Below are 20,460 nucleotides of genomic sequence, written 5' to 3'. Positions count from 1 at the left end.
AGTTACGAAGCCCGCATTAGCATCGCGTAATGCCGGAAAAAGTGGCCCAGTTCTCGTGGCTCCCGTATTATGCGATGCTAATACGGGCTACAATATACTAACAGTTCATTAATTAGCAGGCGCAGGACTTGCAGTTGAAGGAGCAGGTTGTTCTTCATTTACATTTCCAGAACAGTCCAGGGCGATAGTATTAATGGAATCGTCATATTGCTTATCAGTCATTGAATCGGACTGTTTAATAAGATCCAATAATTTAGGTTTAGCACATTCACAATAAGCCGTAGTCAACTTTTTAACATCATCAGTTTGCTGCGGATAAATCAGGTTCCATCTGTCCTGACAATATTCGATCAAATCTGTATCTTTGGCATCAGATAAACCAACCTCCTCCTCTAATGAACCCATAGCATCATGAAGCAAGGTTCTTGACATACACAGCTGAATGGCTTTTTTTATAGCCGCATCATTATCTAGTGGTTGTTGAGAAGCACAAGTACAGTATTTTTCTCCGAAATTTTTATAATCCACTTTATCTGCCGCTTTATCTGCCTTGCTCATCCAGGAGTTTGTACAAGCAGAGAGAAAAGCATTAGCACCTGAGGCAGGCTCATCGGCATACGATGTTAATGAAAAAAACAGTACGGTAAAAGCAATAAATATCTTTTTAAAAGGTAAAACACGCATAATTTCCCACTCCCTTGATTAAATTATCTATCAATAGCATAGCTCATGTCCTTGTCACATCTCAATAATCTGGATAATTTTTCCTAGTGTAGTAAACCACTACACCGAATTAGCGTGGCTTGACCACCCTATCCAGGAATCTCATTCTAGCTTCGAATGGTGCTTTAATGTTACATAGCGCAACAAATAAAGGCATTGAATGCTTGCAACGGGAGCATTAGTCCGAATAGAAAATTGCGAACGTTAACTAATAAATTCTTAATCTTTTTTCATTATAATGGCTGTTTTAATGAATTGGATACAAAATGATTAATAAAGCGGAATTACTGCGACAAAACAATGAACGCAGGCTTGAACAAACACTGGAACAGCATCTACAAAACTATTTCCGCACAGTAGGCCTTAAGTATAAGCTAAAGTGGGAAGTGCGTTCAGAACAACAGATAGTTTCATGTTGCTTCTCTCTCTCTCAAATTCCTGACCTTGAAGTGGTTCTAGAAGTATTAAAACAATCAGAAATGTTTAACAAAGTAGGAATTGTTCAATCAAAAATCCAACAAGGCAAATTTCGCATATTAATTCAGACGGATAATGTTATTAATCTGGTTTATAAGTTCCAGCATGCAGAATATTTTAATGCGCTTCTTCGAGTATTACCTGTATCGGGAATTTTATGCGTGCCGTCATCCAGGCACGATAAACTAACAATACAAGCATGTGCTCCGAAAAATAGTATTCAGCATGTACCAACGTTTCTAAAGTTATCAAAACTTCCCTCAACAATATCATTATTAGAAAATATTGAAATTAGTTGTACTGACGTTGCTTTCCTCATTGCGCAACACAAACAACTATGCCTTAATTATCTGGTTGAATCAGTTCAATCTATAGATGCAAGCATTAAAATATATGGCCAGGAGATAAAAACAGAATGTTTATCTTCCTCCCATCATTCTGTTTTTATGAATTTTTCTAATAACCCCTGGGCCACTACCCCTGCCTTGATTTTCGAATTTCAAAAAAATCCAACGACCCTTAAGATGTTAACCAATTTACATTCAGGATTACTGGAATTTAAAATAAATGGTTATTACGATGAGAGTGATGCTTTGGTTCCTTGTGGTATCCGAGTGAATCACGTAATAAACATTCCTTCCATCATCAAAAATGATTTAGCTTTACCTATGATCCGCCAAAGTCGCAACAACTATACGGATACCCTTTTGATATTTAAAGGAAAAACAAGCGGTTATGGAATTCCAGGCCTTCCTTATGATATATCAAAGCAAATCCTGCTAAAAACTAACGATGAAGTAAGCTCCTTAAGTGAGGAAGATAAAAGTAAATATATAGACAAGCTCAGCAGCTTTTCCTTGTAATCTATTTAAAAGCCATCTTTGATGGCTTAAAACCATTTGTCTTTGGATTGAGAACTCATTATATTAGGCCAACTTTCGCCCAGTAAATTCTTAAGGCCCACTATAATGCCTTTATTTCTTAACCTGGTTACTTTTTTATGCCTTACATGTTCCAATCTTCTGATAGCAGCGGAATGGACTGCTTATTTTCCCACCAATAAAGTCATCACAGCAAAGGTAATGGAAATGCAGGCATCCAGGGAAATAGCACTCATCAGTGAAAAAATAAAGAAAGGCATAGCAGAGCATCAGGAATGGTTCAAGCGCTATGTGAGTGAACTTGAGGCAGGAAAACCTATGCCTTACCATGTAAATTTAGGAGTCACTCAAGCGGAGTATGATTATTTTTTAAATTTCAAAGACGTTAAATTGAACGAGGTCAGCACTATTACGTTAGAATTTAAACCAGGAAAAGACAACGATATCCATATAAAAACAACACCAAAATCACCTGTTGATGGAATAATTGTTAGCAAAAACTCAGTCACTACTCCCTGGGGCATCACAACAAAAGTGACGACTATAAATAACACAAATAAGAAGTCACTGACTGGCGCCTGGACAGGAATCCAATGGAGTCTTAGTGATTTAGCGCCACAGAAACAATTGAATGAAATTAAAGGTAAAGAAGCCAAACTGGCAGTAGGTAAGCTTGAATTATCTGGCGAAGGAATACTTTATTACGACGTTAAAAATATCGATATGCCAAAAAATGAAAAAACAGTGTTTTCGTATATCCTTTATTATCCATTAGCATAACGTTCAGAGCAACACCTCAGCTCCCCAGAAACTTGGTGAATTGCCCCTATTCCGAATTACCGTGGCTTGACCACGGTATCCAGAAATCCAGCCCAGAAATAAGATTTCAGGACTTAGGGGAGCATATATTATTCACGTTAACGTAATGACAATTAAAGAATATTTGTTCTACTCAACACGATTGCTCCTCAAGAGCGTTGCTCATCATAGAATAATCACTATTTGCCCAATGAATGCCTGGCATCCCTGATTTCTCTGTTGGCCTATATAAATGACTCATAACATGAGTTAAATATTCTGGATTTGTAAAAAAAGCCACTGCAATTCGTTTTAGTATTCGATGTTGACCATTAGTGTAATATAAAACAATATCACCTGAATCAGAAATGCCTAAACCAGCCAGGTGCCCCATAGAATGGCCATCTGCTCGAATAAAATTAATGGAATAAGGTTCTGCATACTGAGTGCTGTGTTTAAAATTAAGATTAAGCTTATTTAATCCGTCCTCAGGCCAATTAACATGCTCGAATCCTATTTGTTCACTTAATATTCCGGAAGGTTTAAAGATCAAAGTACCTTGATCCTGTTCAATATCATCAATAAAAACACGAGAACTCCAGGTAAGCTCCCTAATTTTCTCAAATCGAATAGTCAGGATATGTGTGCCTGACAAAGCATCGTAGATAATCGTACTGCTCAAATATTCTTTATTAGCTGTAGCAGGTAAATTTATACTGATATCAACTTTACGAGTTATTTGAGGAGTTGACGGTTTTAATGGGATTTTGATTTTACTCAAATGATTAGAGCCTGGCTTTTTAGATATGCCAAGTAAATATTCCCCATTCATATTTCGTATATACTCTTTGCTATCTAGTGACATTCGACCAAAACGAGTAAACAAATGCTCACTTACTCTTTTGCCATGAGATACAACAAAATAACCTTTATTGAGCAATGCAAGGTCCAGTAAGTTATCAGTTGACGAAATCGGGCATTGATTTATGATCAAGGGCTCTTTACTCAACTGAAATAAATGAATAGCATGCACATGAGACGAAATAATGAGTACTGCTGTACATAGTATTGCTTTAATGTTCATAAAAATCCTTTTTAATGAATTCAGAGGTTTAAAAGAAAAATCGTATTATTTTTCACCTGAAAAGAATAACATTCTCATTATTTTACAGCAAGTTATGTTGTTCTGATCCAGGATAAACGCAGACAATTTGAATCAATCATCTTTGTTTAGATGCGTTTGCTCTGGTTCGGAGCATATATCAACATCTCAAAGAAGTCCGGCGGATTGCTTAATTTCCACTCATCTCGATTTGGAACCATCTCATGTATGTTAATACGGAACAAAACAATAGTTATAGCCCTCCTGTCTCTCTTAATATCAATGCCTGTATTTTTTATGTAAATGTGTGCTTAAAACAGACGATTTTCATATACTAATTTACAATAATGCAAAAAAATATTTACTTGTCCCCCAGATTATTGAACAATCCACCCTAGGTAAAGCCAAACAAACCCATTGTAAAATATCATTTTTAATAAATTGCGGCGGATTATCTTTCTTCTTAAAGATGTTCTTGACAGATTTTAAGTCTGACTATTTTACACATAAAATACATACGAAAAGGATGCGGAATGATTAAAAAAAGACCTATTATTGGGTTCCTCTCTATGACTCTTGCCTCTATAACTCAGGCAGGCACGATGGGACCAACCACCACGATGAAGACATGGAGTAATGTGCTGACATTAAGTGCTGGCCCCATTTGGGCAACAGGTGGTGCTTTACAGTCTTTATATTTTAGTGATGAATTAAGTAGGACATACACTGCAAACAAGAAGACCCATGCATTAACAGAAGGCGAACTGTTCATAGGAAGACAACGTCTACTGAACCCCAGGGTTGAAGGTCAGCTAGGCGTCGAAGTTGCGGTGGCCTCAAAACTAAAATTATCAGGAGATATTTGGGAGTTTGAAGATCCCAGATTTTATGATTACACCCACAGCTATACTCTCCAGCATCACCGCATTGCCCTCAAAGGAAAACTGCTCGTAAATGCCAGTAACTTACTCAAACCCTGGATTAGTGCCAGTATTGGTATAGGGCGCAATAAAGCAGCCAGCTACAAGGAAACTCCACTCATTTGTGAAACAGAGCCACTACCAACTGTTCTTTTCCCTACTCATAGCACTACAGCACTCACTTATACTCTCGGTGCAGGAGTTCAGCGAATAGTGTCTGAGCATTGGCAAATCGGCCTTGGTTATGAGTTCGCAGATTGGGGCAAAAGTCGTCTGGCAGGTGCTCCTGCCCAACCCAGTGGGAGCAATGGCTTGGCCTTAAACCACCTGCATACTAATGGGTTATTGTTTAATATTACCTGGCTTGCGTAAGGATACAAGAATGAAAAACTACATGAGTAAAACACCTTATTTTTTATGTGCAACTGCAGTATTTCTGTTTAACAACCCATTGAATGCAGCAGGAATTTCTCCGATAGACATCAACCTATCATCCGGTAAAGGCACCAATAATATAACCATTGCCAAAGGACAGGTTGCGGTAGTTGAATATGAAATAAAGGACAATATAGGCAGGCCGCCGGAAAGAACCTGGTTATGGGCTCTTCCTACCCTCTCTTATATAACCAGAACACAATCAATTAATCAGCCAGATTGCACAAACTACAACCAGCCCAATAGAGATCCCAATTCATTTTCGCTTCCTCCAAATGGACACTGTTATTTTGCTTTTCAGATTGATGGAACACTATTTGATGCTTCTAAAAGCACAACGGCCACTTACAGACCTCTGTTTTCCAACAGTAGTGCGATTTCTTACGGCCCTTGTGAGGATGAAAAAATACATATAACGTTATCAAACGTAGTAGATCCTGTAATAGCTCCTCTAGTTGCGGCAGGTTACTACAATGATGGAGAAGGAATACAACGACCACTATTAGTTGCAAGCCAGGATTCAGGCAATAATTGGACCTACCCACAATATATAAATGCACCGGAATTTACTGCCTACCCGTTTACTGACTTCGGTGAGTTTAATAGTACGAGTTGCAACGGCAACATTTGCATCGCTGCAGGCTCCTATTGTACAGGAGAATGCGGTCCAGGGTATAAGACGGTAATAGCCGATGAACTCCATCCATTATTAGCATTGAGTAACAATTCTGGTATTACCTGGAGCTATCCGAAATCAATTACGTCACCAGAATTTACCGACAATCTTTTTTTTCTCGGCTTCTTAAGCAGTGCCAGTTGTAGTAGCAACACCTGTATTGCAGCAGGCGAATATGAAGATATGAATAATATTAAGCGCCCTTTGCTCGCGTTAACTCAGGACTCAGGAGCTACCTGGAAGTATCCTGAATCACTAACGTCGCCGATATTTACCCCCGCAGATACCTATCCTTTTGCCGATGGTGGTTTGGTAAGTTCGAGTTGTAATGGAACTCTTTGTATTACAGGTGGATACTATAATGATCAAAGCAGTAACGCCAGACCGTTACTAGCTGTAAGCAAAGACTCAGGAAGCACCTGGAGTTTCCCCGCGTCAATTACTTCACCAACATATAGTGATTATAAAAACTATGGATATTTTACGAGAGTAACGTGCAATGGAAACACCTGTATTGCCGTAGGGGATTATGTTGATACTAATGACATATTTCGACCGTTATTAGCATTGACTAAAAATTCTGGAGATACCTGGAATTATGCTGAAATTACAGCCCCGGTTTTTAGCCCCGCAAGTCCTTATCCGTTTGCCAGTGGTTCTTTTGCGAGTGTTAGTTGCAAGGGCGATCTTTGTGTTGCAGTAGGCTTCTATATAGATACCAGTGACGTAAAGAGACCTTTATTAGCTTTGACTAATAACGCAGGCGATACCTGGAGTTTTCCGGAGTCAATTACAACACCAGAATTGACCATCAGTTCTTTTACGTCAGGAGGTTTTACTGACGTGAGTTGCAATAACAGTATTTGTATTGCAACAGGAAGCTTTAGAAACACTAGTAATGATATACAGCCATTGTTGGCCTTAAGCAAGGATTCCGGCAGTACCTGGAGCTACTCAGTCCCAATTACAACTCCAGTATTTACCCCTTTAAATACTTACCCTTTTTACTCTGGGGAATTTAATAGTGCGAGCTGCAATGAAACCACTTGCATTGCAGCAGGCACTTATGTGGACGATGACGGGAGACAGCGTCCATTATTAGCGCTTAGCACTGATTCGGGAAGTATCTGGAGCTATCCTGAAGTAATTACGTCAGTACTTTTTAGCCCCATGGATACCAATCCGTATGCTGATGAAGGAAGATTTCGAGCAGCATCTGCGGGTAGCCCCTCGTTATTACCTGATTCACTTAAGTTTATCTTGTCAAACAGGGTTCAGGAGAAACACAAGCGATATGAGCCGAAAAAAAAGGAATTATTGGGAGTAAGAGGTAGATAATTATTCCCTGCCATATTAAATGACAACACTTGAGAACGGAGTCTGCGATCCGTTAATCGCACTCCGTTTACTCTCCCTTACAAAACGTCTAAACCTTAATGAATGCCGCATATTTGCGAGTAATTAACATTAAATTAACAGTATTGTTACAATTTTTTGCTTAAACAAAACACTCAATCTACTGTTTTATGCTTTATCTGAGGGTATTTCTTCTATACTCAATAGAAACAGGGCAGTTTTTCAACAGTTTGATTCGTCTGGATTTTAAATTAATCAGTTTACCCAGGATTTATTATGATAGTTCAAGCGTTGGCTGGTGTAGTTCAATTACTTGATGGTCTTTTAGCTAAAATAAATAATGATGGTACAACTCGTTTTATTAAACAAGGAGCACCTCTTAATCCGGGTGATTCGTTAGTATTGCTCAGTGGCTCATCTCAAATTAACCTTATAGATGGTTTGCCTATATATTTGGCTGTTAATTCGCCTTTTGTACTTAATGGCTTTTCCCCATTAAAACCAGATTCCACGTTGTTAAATCAATTTATAGCCAAGTCTCCTGAAAAAAACTTCGACATGCTCAAATTTATAGAAAATCTCGATCCAACTGCGGCAGGCGCAGACGTTCTTGGTAGCGGAGGAACTGCGTTTATTGTCGATCCATATTATGGCCAAGGACTTGTCACCGCAGGTTTTGCAACACGAGGCCTATCTTCTGCGTTTGGCAATGAAATAGAAGAATTTGGTGTTCAATGGTATAGCGATTTAAAACCAGAAGCATCTTTATCCTTTACAGATGTCGTTTTGGGCGTAGATGAATCGCTCACAGTCAGAAATGGAGATTTGAATGCAGCAGACCAGGTTGGAGTAACCGATCCGTTTAATTATGGTACAGTTATTGGCTTTGCGGAAGGGATGCTGGTTTCAGGTGCCGGCTCACAGTTCAACCAACCGGCCAACATGGTGCAATCCGCCTATTCATTATCACTTGGTGACGCAGAATCCACTCTACGTGCCAGTGATGGTTCTCGAATTAGCCTCGCATTAGAAGATAACCGAATTGTAGGCCGTAGTGGTGATAAGGTCATTTTTGCAATTGGAATTGACGAAACCAGCGGCAAAATTACGGTAGTTCAATACCATGGAATGTATCATCCAGATCCTAATTCAGCGGATGAAAGTATTGACCTCACAGGCTTAATAAAAGTCACCTTGACTCTTACTGATAGCTCTGGAGATATATCTGCAGCCTCACTAGACATTGGCAGTAAAATCCATTTCGAAGATGATGCTCCCTTTCTCAATTCAATTGACGCAATACAGCTTAAGGATAATCCATTACTAAGTGTGCCTATTCAGGGTGTAATAGATGTTGATTTTAATACAGACCTGGCAAAAGATTTAGTGTTTAATGATAATGTGCTTTCTCTGTTACAAAGTGTTGGGCTCACATCCAATGGCAATCCGCTAGTGTTTGAACTGAGCAATAACGGACATTTAATCACAGGCCGAGTAGCAGGCTCTGATCAGGTTATATTTACCTTACAGCTTTCAGAAGTAACACCCAATGTAGAGCAAACCCATAAACCTACTTATACTCTTACGGTCTTTGAATCTATTGATCAACCTCTAAATGATGAAATCACTTTATTAATCCCTGTTAAGGCCATTGATGCAGATAATGACAGTGTCATTGGAAACATCCAAATAACCATTGGTGATGGGGCAAATCCCGCTGGCGGTACTACCGCCGAATTTATTGCTGTTGAGGGTGATTTAGATGCGATTACAGGCAACTACCCTGTGACAACCAATCTTCAATTTCCTATTGAAGCAGGGGTTGATCAACTGGAGCCAGGAAGTCTTATCATTGAAGAACATACCCTGAATGCGATTATTAACGAAATTCATAATGAATTATCATCCAATGGCTCTCCATTAACCCTGACTCAGAGTAACATTAATGGGGTTATTACGCTAACAGCTACTGACAGTCAAAATAATGTTGTTTTTCAGATGACGATTAGCTCGGTTAATGTGGGTAAAGATTTGCAAGTAAATGTAACTCTGGTTCAATATCACCCCTTAGATCACCAGGTTGGTGGAGACAGTAACGGTCTGGTGCGTCAAGACGGTACAGGCATACAGATTGATTTAACCCTGCAAGCTCAAGACAGTGACGGCAGCCCATTAGATAATCCGGTTAACCTTAATGTGACCATCAAAGATGGCAGCCCTCCAGCATTAGGAGCTGACCATATAACCTTTACAGAAAATCTGACGGTTCAGACACAAACAGGCCAAGTACCACTAAATTTAGGCAGTGACACTATTGCGACATTGAAATTTGTCGATAATCAAACCATGCAGGATTCTTTAAACAATCTGATCAGTGGTCAAAAAGAAACCAGTTATTCCATCCAGGACGATGATAAAATCCTAATATTAAAAGTTGACGATCCAACAAGCCTGGTTAATGGACAAGTACTATTAACTGTAACCATTAATCCCGATGGCAGCTATACAGCAGTATTATCTGGCCCATTAGATCAAATAGACAACGTATCACAATTGATTTTACCTGTTTTAGCAACCGATAAAGACGGAGATATCAGTAACCTGGGGCAAATCACAATCGAGATTAATGACGCGGCCAATCAACCTTACAATACTACAGCAACAGTAAATCTAGTAGAGGGTGATTTGGATCCAATGACTTATCCTATCGAAGCCTCTACACCTGTTTTTATGCTAGAAAGCAGTGGCGACAGACTCTTACCCGAAACAGTTACCTTTGATCCCTTGCAGATCAATGCATTAATGACTGAGCTTGGACAAGAAATTAAAGTAGATGGCCAAGCTCTGATCTTCACTCAAGATGGAAATGTAATAACAGGTTCACTCAATGATAACCCCATTATTGTGATTGAATTAACTGCAGCACAAAGTGCAAATAATCTTAATGCAGATGCCAACATTAAAATCACTTTAAATGGCCCTATAGATCATAACCAAACAGATAACACGGGTTTAGTCCACCTACAAGGCGACAAGATAACTATTGATATTGGTGTGCAGATTCAAGACTCTGAGGGAGATTATCTGAATTTACCTGCGACAGTTAAAGTTGGCATTGAAGATGGAGCTAATCCTGTTCTGAGCACTCAAGATGAGATAGCGATTAATGAACCGGTCAGCGCCAATTCTGCAACAGGGCAAGCGAGCTTTTCTATTAATGTAGGTTCAGATGAAATTAACCAAATTACCTTTAACTATACCACTGGAGAAAATAGCGGCATCAAATCTGGCGGTCATGATGTTTTATTTGAAGTCGTCAATGGGGTTTTAAAGGGATATTATCTCGATGGTACTGCACGTGTAGAGGTGTTGAGTGCTACCTTGAGCAACAATAATAATGCAGGTGTAGTTAATTTTGAATTATTTAAACCAGTAGATCACAGCCAACAAGGGTTAGATGTTTTAACCTTAAATCTGAAAATTCAAGCTGTAGATGATGACGGGGATGCTGCTAATTTATTATTACCTGTTAAAATTACAGACTCTATCGTTACTCCCGATAATGTAAATATAAGTGTCATTGAAGGGAACACAATTTCTACAAACTTGGCCAACGCTTATAATTTAAATGCTGAAGGTGGTCATTTAAACTCTATCATTGTAGAAGGCAACACTTATTATATAACACCTGACATAACCTACGCTATTCAAACATCTAAAGGTGAATTAACCGTTCATGGTGATGGTAGTATAACCTTTATTGCAAACAGAAATCTTGATCATGATTTCACCCAGGAATTAAATATAAGCTACACCGTAATTGACGGTGATGGTGACATCAGCCCACAAAATAATCTGCTCATTAATATTACTGATGGTGATCCATCCACTGGAGGTGGCAATTTAGGGGCATCTATCACGGAAGGTGATTTATCGCCCAATACTTATCCGACCCGTATACTAAGTCAGGTTCTCAACATTCCCAATAATGGTTCGGATAATTTTGATTTAGCTACAATGGCAATTCAAGATCAAATTCACTTAGCCAATGAAATAGGTAATGAAATAAAATATTTTAACCAGCTTACCGGCCTTCAGGAGGCAGTAACAGCTACAATAACGAATGACAGCATCACAATAAAATCAGCTAATGGGCAATTATTATTAGAAATAAAACTCATCGGAGTAATACAACCAGATGGTTCTCTTGCCTTACAACAAGACATTACCCTTTATCAACCTTTATCCCATATAATTCCTGGTAACGGCAGTGGTGGCAGCGGAAGTATTATCATTCTGGATAATTCTATCGCTATTAATTTCGACGTCCAGGTCACTGATATTGATGGAGATTTGCTCACAACCCCTGTTTCATTAACAACTACAATCGTTGACGGGGTAAATCCTGATCTGAGTAATACCACAGCCCCAGTAGTAACCGATGGAAATAATACGGTTACTGGTGTTATGGATTTAAATATTGGCAGCGATCCGATTACGTCTATTAATTTTGCTGCGACTCAAGTTGGATTATCAGGATTAACAAGCAACGGGCACCCTACTTCAACCTCTATTAGCAATCATTCAATTAAAGTTTATGATAATGCAATTCCAAATACCCCTGTTCTGGTAGCTGAAATTACTTTAGACAATGCCGGTAATTACACAGTTAAACTTTATGGCCCCTTGGATCAAGGGGCCTCTAATTTATTAGAAATACCATTAACAGTGACAACAACAGACAGTGATAACGACAGCGATACGGCTACTTTAACACTAAAAATTAATGATGGGGATAATCCAGCGGGTGGCAATGTAGTTAACCTTGCAGTAACAGAAGGAAGTCTATCAGGAACTCCCGGATACCCGGTAAGCAATGCCCAAACTACTACTATTATGGCAGGCAGCGACCGCCTGTTGCCAAACACAATTAATATTGATAGTACTGTCATTGCTGCAATAATCAGTGAACTCACTACCGAAGTTAAATCAGGGGGACAAGCAGTTACTTATACATACGACAGCACAACTCATACTCTAACGGGTAAAATTGGGGCAGATACAGTTTTAACCCTGAGTATAACTGCGAATCAAAATGGGCAGAATGTTGATGTATCGGTGACCTTTACTCAATATAAGCCATTGGATCATGTCGCTACAGGCAATAACACAGGATATGTAACCGTTAATGGCGAAACAATTACCATTAAGACACCAGTGCAAATGTTGGATAGCGATAACGACAAATTAACTATCCCAATCAGCATAATAACGACTGTCACTGATGGTGTCCTTCCAGTTATTAATACTATCCCCCCTATTCTGGTAAAAGAAAGTGACATAAATGCCACTGCAAATAACCACCAAGGCTCTACGCCAACAGGTACAGGTGAAAAAGCCTCTGGTCAAATTACAGTTGTACAAGGTAGTGATAAAGTCATAAATTACAGTTTGGATCTTAATGCCTTTAATAACCATACTGATGGTACATGGACTGCTAATGATGGTCTTCCTATCACCTTAGTATTAGATTCAGTTTCATCAGCTGGCAACGGAGCATCAGCCGTAATAATAAGCACCTACATTGGTGTCATTCATTCAGGATTCAGTACGATTACCAAATTCACATTGGTTCTGAATAATACTACAGGAGCTTACACATTCACTTTAAATGGTTCGATAGACCATCCAGTAGAGCAAGGAAAAAATACGCTGGATATGATATTCACAGTTAATGTCAAAGATGCAGACGGTGATAGCAACATTGCTGTTGGTAAGTTACCAGTCACCATTCAAGATGACATCCCATCGGCTTCAGATGTCATTTTTGAAATGATTGAAGGTAAAATTTCGTCAACAATTGATTTAATTAGTGCGGCACGTGAAGGCGCTGACACAGGGAAGATTGTTTCCGTGGAAGATACTACTAATAATGTTACCTACAACATTTCCGGAACAGGATACAACCAATTTATAATTTATGATAATGGCAATACTCAACCACTCGGCACTTTATATATCCGTGCCGATGGTTCTACCTATTTTGTAAGCAACCCCAATATAAATCACAATTCACAAATATTAAATAAAGAACTTGTCTTCAATGTTCGCGATACCGATGGTGATATAGCGAGTGCTAAAATTACTTTAAAAATTGCCGATCAAAGCACCACCATCACTATTACCGCAGCTTCCGGAGTAGAAGATCAAGGTCGTGATGCCAATGAAGTCCTCACTAATTCCGCTGCAGGCATTCCAATTAATATCCAAATAAATATTGGTGACTTTGATAATGGAGAATCAGTTGGCAAAGTATTAATTCAGGCTCCAGCCAATCCCCATGGCGATTTTTACTACAATGGGACTGTATTGGCTATAACTACTGAAGGTGGCATTAATTATTATGTAGTTCCAGTCAGCGCGTTTACTACTTCGGACAACATCAATTATACTTTAAACGGAGTCACCTTTGTTCCAACCGCAGATTATTCAACGCCTGCGGCAGGTATAAGCTTCCCTGTTAAAGTAACTATAGATACTGATTCAGGACCCAAAGCAGATGTTAGCAGCACATTAAATATTAACGTTAAAGCAATAGCTGATGTGCCCCTGGTCATTGCTGCAGAACACCAAACTGCTCTTGAAGATTCGACAAATGTTAATTTAAATATTTCAGCTCAATTACAAGATACTGACGGCTCTGAAAGCATTGATTACTACCTGATTAAAATAACCGAAGGAAATGGTACTTTGGTAGGCGCAGGTTTATCTGTGGAGGGTAATTATTTGAAAGTTAGTGCTGCAAACATCGGTTCAGTACAAGTAGATCCTGCGCAGGACTTCAGCGGCATTATCAGGGTAGAGGCAATCGCTGTAAGTAAAGAAGCAGCCAATTTTGTTCCTGGACAACAATATGCTCAATCTGAACCAATAATCATAACCATAGATGTATCGCCTGATGCAGATCCCAATAAATTAAATATTGCCAGACCTTATATTGTTTCCGATGAGGATGTGGCAATTAATCTGAGCAGTGTGATCAGTTTAAGCAAAATAGCAGATAATCTGGATGGTTCCGAAAATACCTTTATCAGAATATCTCAAATTCCTGACGGAGCCGAACTAAAACTGCATGGTGTTGAGCTCGATGTTGATGGCTTGGCTCCTGGTTTACATAACCTGTCGGTAACTTACACCGATGGAACCGGCACTCATACAGTAAATTACCAATATTATAAAGACGCAACAGACAGCGCTAATGATTATTATCAGATCAGTACACTGCAATTTGCCGCATTAGAGATACAGCCTGTTACCCAGAGCAATATTGATTTCACACTCAAAATAGTTGGCGTTGTTATTGATACAGCAATACTTAGCACAGGAACAGTGACTGATGTCAGAGAAACCCCGGCACAATTCATTGATATAAACCTGAAAGGTGTACCTGATAATCCTGATTTTGATGTAACAGGAACAGACTGGTCAATAATACCCAATGGAGTTGAAACCACCATAATAGAAGACGGACAAGCCGTATTCAACTTTAATGTCTTATCAGGTGAAAAACAATACGCTCCTCTCGATAACTCAGAAACACTCACTATGGTTATTTCAGGTATCCCCGTAGGAGCTGAATTAAGAGATAGCGATGGTAATACTCTGACCTTGACCTACGTTGGAACTGATAGTGCAGGCCAGCCTAAATATGAAGTCAATTTAAATTCATTAAATGACCTGATACTCATTCCACCTAAAAACAGTACTGCGGATATTACGTTAACTGCTAAAGTAATTGTTACGGAAGATGATGGCCGCTCTGCTTCATTTACTAAACAAATAGTCGTTCATATTACTCCGGAAATCGATGCAGGAGACTACAGCAAAAATTCAACCGGTTTTGAAGATGGGTTAGTTACGGTGAATTGGATGCCTCCTGCTTTTTCTGATAGTCAAGAATATATTAACGGATTGACGCTTGAAAACATCCCAAGTAATGGCACTTTATTATTAAATGGAGTAGTGATTGCGTCTGGTGTCACCTCATACACCTTTACCCCATCACAGTTGCAATCTATTTTATCTGGCAATAGCATAATACAGTATCAAGGGTCTGTAGACTCAGATCTTGATGTCAATTTAAATGCCATTGTCACCGTAAGTCAGGATGATGTAAATGGCGGCACAATAAGCGATACCATTACCGGAACACTGCATTTGGATATCAAAGCGGTGGTTGAGTCTGATGCTAATCTGCAAATACTTGATACGAATCAGCAACCATTTAGTACGAATCCACAAGGAACAATAGTCATTCAGTCAGCTAATGGTACTACTATTGATTTATCAAATGGACCCAATTCTCAAGGACACATATCCTTCCAGGATTTAGATACCAGTAGTGTTGAAACCATCCAAACAATGGTAATTAGTGGGTTAGGAAGTGATTTTATGGTAGTTGGTGGTGTTTATGATGGAATCGGTAATTGGATTATACCAGCATCAGGCCTGGATGAGTTAAAGATTATATCCAAACATGGGGCCGATGGGTTTATCACTGTTACTATAGATGTACAGGTTCAGGATCTGAGTGATGATGGCGATCCCAGTGTTCTGGAAACCCGCCAACTGAATGTTGAGCTAGGGTTTACAGATAATGGAGGTTCTGGTCCTGGCGAAATTACTGAAGCTGGTGTTATAACTATCAATCCAGACATTATCATTGGTCAAGAAGATATCGATGTCACTTTTGGCGACCAATTAGAACAAATGTTAACCCTTACTGGCGGCACACCGGATGATGTCTATGCTCTGGTGATTCAAGGCCCCTTACCTGATGGTTTTAGCTTAACAGGAAGTGGAGTCATTTATGACTTTACTACAGACAGATACATTATTAGCGGCCATTCAGATGGTATGGGTGGTTTAACTCTTGGAGATGTGTATCTGGAAACTCCAGAAGATTACTCTGGAACCCTGCCCTTTAATGTGAATTGGGTAGCGACCAACATGGAAAGTGGTGATGTGAATAGGGGAGCAAATCCGGTAACTATTCCCGTTGATATCACTCCAATAGTTGATATTCCTCCTACTATTACCCTCGATGTAATTGATACAACAGGATTAGACGGAGATAAGCAACCAGGCGGAACGGTAACTTATCCTAATGCAGCGTATGAAGATGGACTCATTACGCTTAATTTAAACATAGCCTCTGGTGATGACGACGGCAGTGAACAGATTGATTTTGTAAAACTAAAAGTCAATCCAGCTCAAGGTGAACTAGTTGACGCCAATGGGGTTGCTCTTCCTGTAGACGGAAATGGGTATGTCTCTGTAGCTCTGACCGATTTAAATAATATTAAATTCAAACCAGCAGAAGATTTTAGTGGAACAGTAACAATATCAGTGCTGACAGGAATTACCGATAGTGCTATTGACCATTTGGATAATGCAGTCACTGATTCATCTACCTATACTAAGGATCTTAGCTTTGATGTAATACCAGTTAATGACTTGGTGAGCTTTGGCGGCCCTAATCAGTTTGTAGGCAATGAGGATGTTAATGGTGGCATCGGTTTTGCTGGAATGACCGTAAGTACTAATGATATTGATGGTTCGGAAAAAATTGTATCATTGGTGATTCATGGTGTCCCCGATGGATTTTTAGTAGGAAATGCACAAAACATGGGTAATGGTGATTGGAAAATTACCGTTAACACTGCAACATTTGATTTATCCAATATTAAACTAATCCCTCCCGAGAATTTTAGCGGTACAGTAGATCTAACTGTAACTGCATATACCAAAGAAACTCTTGCGACATTACCACAAGATGCCGGAACCCATGCATTTAGTGTGGAAGTTGCACCGGTGAGTGACATGGTTGATCTAATTGGCTCTGGCCCGTCTTCAACTCTAACTGGAATTGAAAATGGTGAAATCACTATCGCCCTTAACGTTCAGACACGGGATAACACAAATTCCTACAACGATTCAAGCCCATCTGTAACAGAAAATGCCCCAGAACATTTATTAATAACGGTTCATGGCGTTCCTGTAGGTTCAACAATAGAATTACCTCCCGGGGTTAATGGCCAGTATTTAAGCGCCCAGTCAAACCCTGCTTTAGGAATATGGGTTTTCGAGGTAAATCAAACGAACTTATCTGATATTGTCTTTTTACCCAATGATAATAATGGCAATATTTCATTAAGCATCGATGTACAATCTGTAGATAATGGAGCAACTCCTGGACCAATAAAAACCATTCCGGTAGATATTGACGTCACTCCAGTCAATGATGCCCCTGTAGATGAAGGAGAAACGAATACCGTCATTGAAGACACGATTTTAACCACAGGCGGTTTATTGGATAACGCTTCTGATGTAGATGGCGACACTCTAACTATCAGTAGTTACACTATTGCAGGCATTGCAGGAACTTACGCAGCAGGAGTATCAACACTTATAGCTGGGGTTGGAACCATCACGATAAATGCCGATGGCAGTTACGTCTTTGATCCGGTACTAAACTTCAATGGGCCAGTACCGGATATTATCTATACAGTCTCGGATGGCAATGGCGGTACTGTCGAATCGACCCTGACTTTAAATGTTACGCCCGTTAATGATGCGCCTATCAATGTATTGCCTCCAACAATTGACGCAGGCGAAGATCAGGTCATTGCAATAATGGGCTTAAAAGTGGTTGATGACGCTACTGAAGTGAATGGTACTATCACCGTTAACCTGCAAGTGTTACATGGTACATTGAGTATTATTTCCAGTGATACAACAGGCATTAGCGTTTCAGGTAATGGTGCAAACCCACTGATTATCACAGGCAGTATAGATGCTGTTAATGCGTTACTTGCCGAAGGCATCAATTATCAAAGTAACACAGACTACCATGGCCCCGACTCTTTAACCATGACAACTAATGATCAAGGCAACCATGGTGATGGTGAACTCATTACTAGTGATACGATAAATTTCACCGTAGCACCAACCTCAGATCTTCCTGATCTGACGATTAGTCATACGGCTATGATTGCAGCACTTGGTGCATTAATTCCATTACAAATATCAGCTAACGTAGTTAACCCTGCAAATAATGAACTGAAGATCAGGCTGGATGGCTTGGTAAACTCACCAGTTGACGATTATGGCAATCCTGTTGGTATCTCACTAGGGAATAATGCATGGTTAATATCAGCAGATCAATTAGATTCTTTGTACATTAGCACTCTTACAGAAGGGTTGCATGAAATTGCAATAACTGCAATTTCAGATGTAAATGATGGGCAACCAATCGCGTCTCCTACACAGATTTTTTCTTTGACGGTAATTGACTCGGCTATTCATAACTTAGATGGTACTGCCGGTAATGATTTAATTCTTGGCTCAGATCTTAATGATGTGTTAGTAGGGTTATTCGGTGATGATGATATGCTAGGTTATGGTGGAGACGATACCTTAATTGGTGGTGATGGTAATGATTTATTAGTAGGTGACGCCGGTAATGACACCTTAATTGGAGGTAATGGTTCTGATAACTTAAGAGGCGGTGACGGAAACGATCTATTAAGAGGTGACGCAGGCAATGATTTGTTAGTTGGTAATGGTGGCGATGATGTATTAGAAGGCGGGGATGGAAAGGATGTATTAGCCGGCCTCACTGGCAATGATGTATTAATAGGTGGTCGTGGCGATGATACATTAACTGGTGGAGCAGGAATGGATCTCTTTAAATGGGAGGCTGACGATCATGGCACAGAAGGAATGCCACATTTTGATGTAATCACCGATTTCAATCCAGCAGAAGACAAGATCGATTTATCAGAATTACTACAAGGTGAACACATTGGTAATTACACCAACTTCCTTCATTTGGATTATGATTCTGACTCCAATACAACAATATTATCCATCAGTACTCAAGGACATTTTAACGATGCAGCGCCTTCAGAAAACGCAACTAAAACAGATCAGGTCATTATGTTCCAAGGGATAGATTTGGTAGGAGCCGCACCTAATCAGGCTGACATCATCAATAATCTTGTCGCAATGAACCAGATTGTTCTTGATAGTTAATATCACCTCACAGCCCTTCGAATAACCACGACTCCCTCGCGGTTATTCGGGCTAGGGGAATAATGGAACGACCAACCAACTTGAGAATTTAATTAAACCAACTGAGTTTTTCCAATGCTCTTTTTGAGTTTATCTAGATACTGTACTAGTACTACATCTTAAACCTAAATTGAGAATGATGTGTCTTTAATTCTTTTCTGGATAAATTATTCTCATTTTTGAAAAACCGTAAGAAGTTATTAAATTCATTATCCATAGATTCACCAAAAATAGCATCATCATCAGTTCCTATAACCAGATTTTGATTTACATCCGCATATACAGAGCTCACCGGATGAGGAGTTTCTTCAAGATGCCAATTCAGTTTTTTATGACATGTTGGGCAAACTTCAATAGGTAGTCCAATCGTATGAATTTTTTCTTGTTGCTTTGGTGTTAAGTAAATGCAATGCCCGAACCTTACTTTACCAAAAAATGGATTTTCACCCAGCTCTGGCTGTTTTTGCTTCCATTGTTCCAAGGCATTAAGTACTGCATCTGTATCTTGTTTTTCAATATCAGTGTCGCTTTCACCCATGTGAATAGCAATATTGACCTTACTCTCTAATGCCATGGTGACAACCATAGCTAAGTCATTACCAAAAAGTGTTCTTTTACCCAAAGGATTACCACTAATATCGAGGCCAACCAATACTTTGTTTGGGCTTATTAATATGCGCTGAATAAAATCTGCTGCATCATCCACAGAATGAAGAGTACGATCCAGGCTTAATAAGCCATAGGCTGTTTTGTTGATGGCCGCATCTATTTTTGTCGCATTTAATCCGGCTTCAAAAGCATCAATGTACTCATCCCTGGATTTACCCGCCATTGCTTTTGGCGTCGTTCGGATTTCCAGGTATTTTGCTTGAGAATTTTTTACCACAGCAATAGTGCCTTGAGTAATATCATCAAGATCTTGAACCATTTTGTGGATTAAACCGAAAAGGCCCCAAA

General features: G+C 39.4%; 8 protein-coding genes. 5 read left to right on the top strand and 3 right to left on the bottom strand.

The annotated features are described in order from the left end of the window. Window positions 1–108 precede the first annotated feature (108 nt). Window positions 109–684: a hypothetical protein gene (locus Q0495_RS08865; protein ID WP_298625115.1), complete on the bottom strand. Its 576-nt coding sequence runs from the start codon at window positions 682–684 to the stop codon at window positions 109–111. Between the two features lie 305 nt (window positions 685–989). Here Q0495_RS08865 and Q0495_RS08860 point away from each other — a divergent pair, with 305 nt between their 5' ends. Together Q0495_RS08860 and Q0495_RS08855 are read left to right on the top strand one after the other, a co-directional pair. Beyond that, window positions 990–2,063, top strand: a complete 1,074-nt coding sequence (locus Q0495_RS08860; protein ID WP_298625113.1) for a hypothetical protein — start codon at window positions 990–992, stop codon at window positions 2,061–2,063. 105 nt (window positions 2,064–2,168) lie between these two features. After that, complete coding sequence (locus tag Q0495_RS08855; RefSeq protein ID WP_298625111.1) at window positions 2,169–2,861, top strand: hypothetical protein; 693 nt, start codon at window positions 2,169–2,171, stop codon at window positions 2,859–2,861. A 172-nt stretch (window positions 2,862–3,033) separates the two neighbouring features. Here the strand turns inward: Q0495_RS08855 and Q0495_RS08850 are convergent, their stop codons facing one another. Further along, the gene (locus Q0495_RS08850) at window positions 3,034–3,963 is read right to left on the bottom strand and encodes a flagellar hook-basal body complex protein (protein ID WP_298625109.1); all 930 of its coding nucleotides are present in this window, start codon (window positions 3,961–3,963) and stop codon (window positions 3,034–3,036) included. 551 nt (window positions 3,964–4,514) lie between these two features. Here Q0495_RS08850 and Q0495_RS08845 point away from each other — a divergent pair. From Q0495_RS08845 to Q0495_RS08835, 3 genes are all read left to right on the top strand, one after another. Then, on the top strand, window positions 4,515–5,273 hold the full coding sequence (locus Q0495_RS08845) for a porin family protein (protein WP_298625107.1): 759 nt from the start codon (window positions 4,515–4,517) through the stop codon (window positions 5,271–5,273). A gap of 10 nt (window positions 5,274–5,283) precedes the next feature. Continuing rightward, window positions 5,284–7,350 carry a sialidase family protein gene (locus Q0495_RS08840; RefSeq protein ID WP_298625105.1) on the top strand — a complete coding sequence of 689 codons (2,067 nt, stop codon included), beginning with the start codon at window positions 5,284–5,286 and terminating at the stop codon, window positions 7,348–7,350. Between the two features lie 294 nt (window positions 7,351–7,644). Next, window positions 7,645–19,464: a DUF5801 repeats-in-toxin domain-containing protein gene (locus Q0495_RS08835; protein ID WP_298625103.1), complete on the top strand. Its 11,820-nt coding sequence runs from the start codon at window positions 7,645–7,647 to the stop codon at window positions 19,462–19,464. Window positions 19,465–19,615: 151 nt separating this feature from the next. On the opposite strand, the gene Q0495_RS08830 is transcribed toward Q0495_RS08835, so the two are convergent. Then, window positions 19,616–20,460, bottom strand: an 845-nt coding sequence (locus tag Q0495_RS08830; protein ID WP_298625101.1) for a hypothetical protein, incomplete at its 5' end; no start/stop codon positions are given.

Source organism: uncultured Legionella sp. (assembly GCF_937871865.1).
Taxonomy (GTDB): domain Bacteria; phylum Pseudomonadota; class Gammaproteobacteria; order Legionellales; family Legionellaceae; genus Legionella.
The sequence above is the reverse complement of the archived record's forward strand: the minus strand, read 5'-3'. Positions and strand labels throughout refer to the sequence as shown.